10 protein-coding genes are annotated in these 7,639 nt (G+C 42.7%); 6 read left to right on the forward strand and 4 right to left on the reverse strand.

Translation table 11 applies throughout. The features are described from left to right. Window positions 1–108: 108 nt before the first annotated feature. The 4 genes from B4F91_RS04885 to gpsA are packed head-to-tail and all read left to right on the forward strand — an operon-like array spanning window position 109 to window position 2,360. Window positions 109–540 (forward strand): rhodanese-like domain-containing protein, encoded by a 432-nt coding sequence (locus B4F91_RS04885; protein WP_004588616.1) that lies wholly within the window; start codon window positions 109–111, stop codon window positions 538–540. A 31-nt stretch (window positions 541–571) separates the two neighbouring features. Then, window positions 572–829 (forward strand): glutaredoxin 3, encoded by a 258-nt coding sequence (gene grxC / locus B4F91_RS04890; RefSeq protein ID WP_004588615.1) that lies wholly within the window; start codon window positions 572–574, stop codon window positions 827–829. A 34-nt stretch (window positions 830–863) separates the two neighbouring features. Beyond that, window positions 864–1,349, forward strand: coding sequence for a protein-export chaperone SecB (gene secB / locus B4F91_RS04895; RefSeq protein WP_004588614.1), 486 nt, complete (start codon window positions 864–866; stop codon window positions 1,347–1,349). A gap of 3 nt (window positions 1,350–1,352) precedes the next feature. Continuing rightward, window positions 1,353–2,360: an NAD(P)H-dependent glycerol-3-phosphate dehydrogenase gene (gpsA, locus tag B4F91_RS04900; protein WP_286938773.1), complete on the forward strand. Its 1,008-nt coding sequence runs from the start codon at window positions 1,353–1,355 to the stop codon at window positions 2,358–2,360. A 99-nt stretch (window positions 2,361–2,459) separates the two neighbouring features. Here gpsA and trmL read toward each other — a convergent pair whose 3' ends face one another. Then, complete coding sequence (trmL, locus tag B4F91_RS04905) at window positions 2,460–2,924, reverse strand: tRNA (uridine(34)/cytosine(34)/5-carboxymethylaminomethyluridine(34)-2'-O)-methyltransferase TrmL (protein WP_029773366.1); 465 nt, start codon at window positions 2,922–2,924, stop codon at window positions 2,460–2,462. A gap of 108 nt (window positions 2,925–3,032) precedes the next feature. On the opposite strand from trmL, the gene B4F91_RS04910 reads away from it, so the two are divergent. Continuing rightward, a complete protein-coding gene (locus B4F91_RS04910; RefSeq protein ID WP_029773365.1) occupies window positions 3,033–3,950 on the forward strand; it encodes a cation diffusion facilitator family transporter in 918 nt (305 codons plus the stop codon). On the opposite strand, the gene B4F91_RS04915 is transcribed toward B4F91_RS04910, so the two are convergent. The 3 genes from B4F91_RS04915 to B4F91_RS04925 are packed head-to-tail and all read right to left on the reverse strand — an operon-like array spanning window position 3,910 to window position 6,942. After that, window positions 3,910–4,857, reverse strand: a complete 948-nt coding sequence (locus tag B4F91_RS04915; RefSeq protein ID WP_286938775.1) for an alpha/beta fold hydrolase — start codon at window positions 4,855–4,857, stop codon at window positions 3,910–3,912. The genes B4F91_RS04910 and B4F91_RS04915 overlap by 41 nt on opposite strands. Before the next feature lie 2 nt (window positions 4,858–4,859). Further along, the gene (locus tag B4F91_RS04920) at window positions 4,860–6,275 is read right to left on the reverse strand and encodes an ATP-binding protein (protein WP_286938776.1); all 1,416 of its coding nucleotides are present in this window, start codon (window positions 6,273–6,275) and stop codon (window positions 4,860–4,862) included. Beyond that, entirely contained in the window at window positions 6,253–6,942 is a 690-nt protein-coding gene (locus B4F91_RS04925) for a response regulator (RefSeq protein ID WP_004588608.1), read from the reverse strand. Before B4F91_RS04925 ends, B4F91_RS04920 begins: the two co-directional genes overlap by 23 nt. 175 nt (window positions 6,943–7,117) lie before the next feature. Here B4F91_RS04925 and B4F91_RS04930 point away from each other — a divergent pair, with 175 nt between their 5' ends. Beyond that, a complete protein-coding gene (locus B4F91_RS04930; protein WP_121638018.1) occupies window positions 7,118–7,609 on the forward strand; it encodes a Spy/CpxP family protein refolding chaperone in 492 nt (163 codons plus the stop codon). The last annotated feature ends 30 nt before the right edge of the window (window positions 7,610–7,639 follow it).

Below are 7,639 nucleotides of genomic sequence, written 5' to 3' on the forward strand. Positions count from 1 at the left end.
GGTTACAAATCTCGCGCCGCGATTTAATCGCCCCTAGATTGAACAAATTTCAATCCACAAAGGCCAACACGCCCTAGGTTTAGAACATAATTTCATAGTGGAAGTAGAATGGATCAATATATTGAATTTATTACAAATCATCCTATTTTAAGCCTAGCTTGGGTTGGTCTTGTATTTCTTATTGTAAGCGGCTGGATAAAGAGCAAGTTTTCAGCAGTGAGAGAAATAAACCCACAGCAATTAACACTTCTTATTAATCGTGAAGATGGCAAAGTAGTTGATATTCGTGCTCAAAAAGAATTTAACGCAGGTCGTATTGCGGGTGCTGAACACTTAAGCCCTGAAAAAGCAAAACAATCTGACTTTTCAAGCCTTGAAAAGCACAAGAGCAAACCCATTATACTAGTATGTGCCACAGGCATGACTGCTCAAGGTATTGCTAATGCAATGCATAAAGCAGGCTTTGAATCGGTTTATGTATTATCAGGTGGTATGGGGTCGTGGCAATCTGCCAGCCTTCCAACTACAACAGGTCGCTAATCAGTTTAGTAGTACCGATAGAGGATTTATTATGAGTAATGTTGTTTTATACACCAAAGCGTACTGTCCATTTTGCCAACGTGCTCTTGCACTTTTAAACAGTAAAGGCGTTGAGTACACAAATATTGATATTGGTGTTCAACCAGAGCTTCGCGATGAAATGATTGCTAAAGCAGGTGGTGCAAGCACAGTACCGCAAATTTTTATTAATGATGAACATATCGGTGGCTGCGACGACATGATGGCTATTGAAGCGCAAGGTAAACTTGACGCTAAGCTAAATGCTTAATTTTAATTATAAAAACTAACACGTAGGAAGCACAATGAACGAAGAAAATCAAAACGCAGCAGCACAAGAAGGTGGCGCACAATTTACTATTCAACGTATTTACACTAAAGATGTATCGTTTGAAACGCCTAACTCGCCTGCGATTTTTCAAAAAGAATGGACGCCAGAAGTTAAGCTAGACCTAGACACGCGCTCTAATAAGCTAGACGAAGGTGTGTTTGAAGTGGTTTTAGCACTAACGGTTACTGCTTCTATTGGTGAAGAAACTGCGTTTTTATGTGAAATTCAGCAAGCCGGTATTTTTACAGTTGGTGAGCTTGAAGAAGTACAACTAGCACATATGCTAGGTGCATACTGCCCTAACGTGTTATTCCCATACGCGCGTGAAGCCGTATCTAATCTTGTTAACCGTGGTACTTTCCCACAGCTTAACCTTGCGCCAGTGAACTTTGATGCGTTATTTGCACAATACATGCAACAACGTACTGCGCAAGCTGAGCAGGTTTCAGCAGACGCATAATTTATGAGTACAGCAACTTCAGCTGTTACTGTATTAGGAGCGGGGTCTTACGGCACCGCTCTTGCTATTTGCTTAGCCCGAAATGGTCACCAAGTGACACTTTGGGGTCGCAATAGCGACGACGTTGCCACGCTTGCAGCTGAGCGGAAAAATCAACGTTACCTTCCTGATGTACCATTCCCCGACACTCTTTTATTACAAGCCGATTTACAACAAGCCGTAGCCAGCAGTGCCATTGTACTTGTGGTTGTGCCAAGCCATGCCTTTGCAGATACATTGCAGCAAATTAAACTTGCGCTGGTTGAAGGTGCGCAAGTTGCGTGGGCAACAAAAGGGCTTGAGCCAAATACTGGTCGCTTGTTACAAGAGGTTGCCCTGCAGGAACTAGGTGATGAGATGCCGCTTGCGGTTTTATCAGGCCCAACCTTTGCAAAAGAAATGGCAATGGGGCTACCTACTGCTATATCGGTGTCGTCTACCTCAACGGAGTTTGCGCAACAACTTGCAGATTTACTCCATTGTGGGCGCTCGTTCCGCGTGTATAACAACGATGACTTTATTGGCATTCAGTTAGGTGGCGCGGTTAAAAACGTAATAGCCATTGGTGCTGGTATGTCTGATGGGGTGGGCTTTGGTGCTAATGCACGTACTGCACTGATCACTCGCGGCTTAGCTGAGCTAACGCGCTTAGGGTGTGCCTTAGGTGCAAAGCAAGAAACCTTTATGGGGATGGCTGGACTTGGCGATTTAATCTTAACATGTACCGATAATCAATCGCGCAACCGTCGCTTTGGTTTGGCATTAGGTAAAGGTGAAGGGGTTGATGCTGCTATTGAGTCTATCGGGCAAGTTGTTGAAGGCTTTAGAAACACAAAAGAAGTGTATTTATTAGCACAACGCGCGGGTGTAGAAATGCCTATTACTGAGCAAATTTATAAAGTACTTTATGAAAATAAAGATATGAAAGAAGCCGCCATGGCGCTATTAGGCCGAGAGCAGCGCGCCGAATAAATGAGCATATAATGCTCACTTTATTAAAAGCATGAACATGCTGTGCTATTAAAAAAACCGACGCTATGTCGGTTTTTTTTATTATTTGGTACAAGGTGTTTATTGCGCGTTAGGAAAGCCTAGCTGGCGCCATGATTCATAAACGAATACCGCCACAGCGTTAGATAAGTTCATACTACGGCTATTGGGCTGCATAGGAATGCGCACACGCTGATCGTTAGGTAGCGCTTGAATCATCTCATCGGGGAGACCGCGAGTTTCTGGCCCAAATACCAAGCAATCACCGGCTTCATAACTGGCTTCGTGATGAAACTGGCTGCCTTTAGTAGTGCATGCATACACTTTTTTAGGTTGGCACTTTTCAAGGTAGGCTTCAAACGAGGCATGGCGCTGTACGTTACTAAACTCGTGGTAATCTAGCCCGGCACGTTTTACTCGCTTATCGTCCCACTCAAAACCTAATGGCTCAATTAAATGCAATGAGTAACCTGTGTTTGCACACAAGCGTATGATATTTCCTGTATTTGGTGGAATTTCAGGTTGATATAAAACGATATCCAGCATAATGCGCCTTTCTATTAATCTATAATTTGACGAGTGGCAGTATACACGAAACCGGTAAAAAAAATGATATACTCGCGCCATTGAATACCGCAAGTAGTGAATATTAACGTGCATCACCGTAGTTACGAATTTTGGGTTAAAACATCAAGCATAGTTACCATGGTTATGGTTAGCTTAATGATAGCCGCTAAAACCTGGGCGTGGTTGGCATCGGGTTCAGCTTCTATGCTTGGCTCATTAACCGACTCATTAATGGATATTACCGCCACGGCCATGAGCTTTTTAGTGCTAGGGTATGCACTGCGCCCAGCAGATGACGATCACCGTTTTGGCCACGGCAAAGCAGAAGCCCTAGCCGGACTTGGTCAGGCTGCGTTTATAGCAGGGTCGGGGTGCTTATTGGCGTTTCACGGTATTGAGCGATTATTTAACCCCATTGTGCTTAGTCATTCACTGTTAGGTGTGTGGGTGAGTATATTTGCTATTGCTTGTACGTTAGTGATTGTGTTTTTTCAGATAAAAGTGGTTAAGCATACCGAATCCATCGCTATTAAAGCAGACTCGGTGCATTACAAAGGGGATTTAATTTTAAATGCGGCGGTATTACTTGCTATTTTGCTCTCGTACTATGGGGTGTTATACGCAGATCCGCTGTTTGCCATAGGCGTTGCCGGTTACTTACTTTATAACAGTTGGGATATTGCGTGTGAGAGTGCCGATCATCTTATGGATAAAGAACTCCCAGATGATGAAAAGCAAAGTATTTTAGATATTGCTAACGCACATAAAGATGTACACGGTGTACATGATATCCGCACTCGCCAAGGCGGTAAAATTAAGTTTATGCAAATGCACTTAGAGCTTGATGACCATTTAAGTTTAATACGTGCCCACAATGTGGCTGACGATGTAGAAAAGGCGCTTGCCGAGCGCTTTGACTCTGAGGTTGATATTTTAATTCATCTAGATCCGCTCTCCGTGGTACCTAAGTATCAAACGAAGAACAAAACTGATACAAGCGCATAAGCACAGGTTTTCTAATTACGTCGCGTTCAAACAATAGCTCGTGCTTAGCCCCTGCAAAGCTTTTCAGCTCGGCGTTAGGGAGCCTATTTACGAGCTTTTGTTGCGCGTTGTTATCAACCACTTCATCGTTTTGTGCGCTGGCAATAAAAATAGGGAGGTTGATTGTGTGGGTATCCACGGCAGACATAAAAGCAAAGCTTGCATTTAACCAACCATATGTAACGCCGCCTAACTGTAAAAGAGGCTGTTGTTGATAAGTGAGCCTAAATAGGTTGTACCGCACTTGGCTGCTGGTTAAGGTATTAAGCGCAAATTCTTCTGGGTTGTAATCGTTTTGCCCTAGCGCATAACTGTAGCCAAAACCGAGCTTTGAGGCGGCGCGGGCTATAAATTTAGCCACCGGTTTAGGAATACCTTTAGTGTAAATATCAAACATGGGCGCTGATAAAAACGCACCGCTGAAAGTATGCGGGTAATTTGCAAAATAATCGTACGCTATAGCGCCGCCCATGGAGTGGGCTAATAATATTTTTTTGCCTTGCCAATGCTTATTTACAATATGCTGGTTAAATAAATCTAAGTCGGCACTGTAGTCACTAAAGCGTTTTACATACCCCTTGTGCTTATTTTTTAACGGTCGATACGAGCGACCTTGCCCTTGGTGGTCGGCTATAAATACCGCATAGTTATTAGTGTAAAGCTCCCACAGCAGCTCTTTGTATTTTTCAAGCCCTTCTATGCGCCCAGAGCTAATTACTATGGCAGTGTTAGCTGTTTCTGGCACTGCGTAAGCAAAAAACAGTTTACCTTCAGATGCATTAAAATAGTTTTTATTAAGTACATTTTCGTAAAAGTGATTAATGCGTGCTTGGTTACTTTCAAGCGCTGATTCGGTACTGTAAAACATGCTTACTCTTTAATTAGTGGCAGGGTGATATTGGCACAAAGCCCGCCTTTTTCTTTATTAGATAGCGCTAAACTACCGCCGTGGGCAATAATAGCATTTTTAGCGATAGCTAAGCCAAGCCCTGTGCCGCCACTTACTCTGTCGCGAGCGTCAGATTGCCTAAAAAAGGGCTCACAAAGCTTGCTAAGTTGCTCATTTGGAACGCCAGGGCCATCGTCGCAAATCTCTATATAGATTTGGCTGTTGTAGTGTACGTTAAAGCTAATGTTGCTGTGCGCGTATTTTATTGCGTTACGTAATAGGTTTTCGAGTGCGCTGGCAATTAATGATTCATCGCAGCTTAGCATTACATCGGCATTGCCACTAAAAGTAAGTGTTTTAGTATTTTGCTTGGCTTCAAACTGCGCATCGTTTAATACGTGCTCTACTATATCTTTTAACGATTGCTTTTGCAGTGACAGAGTTTGGCTTTGCGCTTCTAAACGCGACACTTGCAGCACGTCAGCAATCATTTTATCAAGCTGGTTTGCTTCTTTTTCTATACGTAATAAATACGATTGGCTTGCCTCGTTGGCTTGCATTTGTGCAAGGCCTGTTGCCATTTTTAAACGCGTAAGCGGGGAGCGTAACTCATGAGATATATCAGCCAGTAAGCGCTTTTGAGCACTAATAAGTTGCTCAAGCTGATTAGCCATGCTGTTAAAGTCGCGCCCAAGTACTCCTAACTCGTCTTTTCTGCTTGCAGGTATGGCAACTCGCGCTGATAAATCGCCAGATGAAAGCTTTATAGCTGCTTTTTTAAGGCTGTTAATTGGGGCGATTAAATTGCGGCTAAAAATAAAACTCAGGATTAAAGAAGCAAAAATAGCCACGAGTACTTTCATCCAATTTGGCATTAACTTAAAGCGCATGAGCAAAGGAGGTTGGTGGTTAATGTCTATTTCGTAGAGGTAAAACTGCCCCTCTGGCACGTTAATATTAACAGGGCCGAAAGCTTGGTATTTTTCGGTAAAAATGACCTGTGGCGCCAAGTTTTGACTAAAGCTAAGTAAGTTTAAATCTATTTCAGCGGGGATGTCTTTATTGCTTAATGCGTCTTCGGGTTGTGCCGCGCCTAAAAATAAAATTTTTCGTTTTGAAAGCCTAGGGTGCGACAAAACATCAGCAAGGGTGCGCTTGTGTTTAGTGGCACTTCGCTCAATACTTTTGGCAGTATAAATTAGGTTTTTTTTCATTGGCCCACGCAAAGGCTCGGTGCTTACTGCATTAATTGCCGTAATATTGCTTAAGAATATAAGCGCAGCCACCGTGCCTGTTATTGTTAGCCAAAACCAAATAAATATTTTAAAAAATAAATAATGCCGAGGGTGCTTTAGCCATGCAAAGTAATGTTTATTACTCACCTTGGATGAAGACATAACCTGTTCCTCGCATTGTTTTTATTCGCTCGCCTTGAATATGCTCAGCTATTTTTTTACGAATATTGCTAACGTGCATATCAATTGAGCGGTCGAACGAAGCTAAGCGCCTGCCTAGCACTTCTTCACTTATTTGCTCTTTACTGACAACTTCGCCGGCATTTTTAATTAATAACACCAGTACTTCGTATTCTGTGCCAGTAAGCGTGAGGGTGTGCTCGTTAATAGCGGCTTCTCGGGCTGCCAAATTAACCGTAATGCCATTTATATTCATTTTGCTAGGCGTTGCAACGTTTAGGCTATTTATGTGCTCTATACGACGGGTAATGGCTTTTACTCGGGCAAGTAACTCGCGGTGATTAAAGGGTTTGGGTATGTAATCGTCTGCGCCAAGCTCTAAGCCAAAAATGCGATCAAAGTCTTCGCCTTTTGCAGTGAGCATAATAACCGGTGTTAGCTTTGTTTGCCTAAGTTGTTTAAGTACTTCAAAGCCATCAAGGGTGGGGAGCATGACATCAAGCAATATCAGCGCGTAGTCATTTGATAGAGCAAGCTTTAAGCCTTGCTCGCCATCGTGAACGCTTTGTACGTCAAAGCCTTGCGCGGCTAAATATTCAGTAAGTAGTTCGCACAAACCTGTGTCGTCATCAATCATTAATAGCTTCATTTCAAACCCTTAGGCAATTTCTATATAGTTATTTTACTTCTTAAATTGTGCAAAAGTGAATCTTTACACAACCTTTACACTGCTTTGCGTTACTTTGCGTTGCAAGAGGTATAGTTAACTCACTGGCTAAGCAGCCACAACCAAATTCAATCCATCCAATATTAAGGTGATGATTATGACTAAAGTAAATACACTTTCAAAATTAGTACTTATTTGTGGTCTAGCAACGGCTACACTTGGCGCCGGTAGCGTATTAGCAAAAGGCAGCATGCACGATAAGCAAGGCCATTCTCAAGCGCGTTTTTTATTATCTGAGCGCGGTGCCGACAAGCTTGATTTAACGCAAGAACAGCAAACTAAGCTTGAAGCTATTTTTGAAGCGCAAAAAACACAGATGAAAGCACTGCGCGGCAATGATAAAGAAGCCCGTAAAGCACAGCGCAAGGCTCAAAAAGAGAAAATGGATGCTTTACTTAGCGCACCAACATTTGACGAAAACGCTGCAAAAGAGCTATTAGCTGCACGCCACGAAAAAGGCACTGAGTTTGGCTTAATTAAGCTAAAAACACAGCATCAAGTAATGCAGGTACTTAACGCAGAGCAGCAAGAAAAGTTTGCAAAAATGCAAAAGCGTATGGGTAAAAAACACCGTAAGCAAAGAGACTAATTTATAGTGTCCCGTCCTGAAATAGGTTGA

Source organism: Pseudoalteromonas sp. UBA6610 (genome assembly GCF_002433295.1).
GTDB lineage: Bacteria > Pseudomonadota > Gammaproteobacteria > Enterobacterales > Alteromonadaceae > Pseudoalteromonas > Pseudoalteromonas atlantica.

Excerpts from the sequence above, each read along its gene's own strand:
- gpsA (WP_286938773.1), top strand. The coding sequence starts at position 1,353 with ATGAGTACAGCAACTTCAGCTGTTACTGTATTAGGAGCGGGGTCTTAC.
- B4F91_RS04925 (WP_004588608.1), bottom strand. The coding sequence starts at position 6,942 with ATGAAGCTATTAATGATTGATGACGACACAGGTTTGTGCGAACTACTT.
- B4F91_RS04930 (WP_121638018.1), top strand. The coding sequence starts at position 7,118 with ATGACTAAAGTAAATACACTTTCAAAATTAGTACTTATTTGTGGTCTA.
- secB (WP_004588614.1), top strand. The coding sequence starts at position 864 with ATGAACGAAGAAAATCAAAACGCAGCAGCACAAGAAGGTGGCGCACAA.
- B4F91_RS04920 (WP_286938776.1), bottom strand. The coding sequence starts at position 6,275 with ATGTCTTCATCCAAGGTGAGTAATAAACATTACTTTGCATGGCTAAAG.
- grxC (WP_004588615.1), top strand. The coding sequence starts at position 572 with ATGAGTAATGTTGTTTTATACACCAAAGCGTACTGTCCATTTTGCCAA.
- B4F91_RS04915 (WP_286938775.1), bottom strand. The coding sequence starts at position 4,857 with ATGTTTTACAGTACCGAATCAGCGCTTGAAAGTAACCAAGCACGCATT.
- B4F91_RS04885 (WP_004588616.1), top strand. The coding sequence starts at position 109 with ATGGATCAATATATTGAATTTATTACAAATCATCCTATTTTAAGCCTA.
- trmL (WP_029773366.1), bottom strand. The coding sequence starts at position 2,924 with ATGCTGGATATCGTTTTATATCAACCTGAAATTCCACCAAATACAGGA.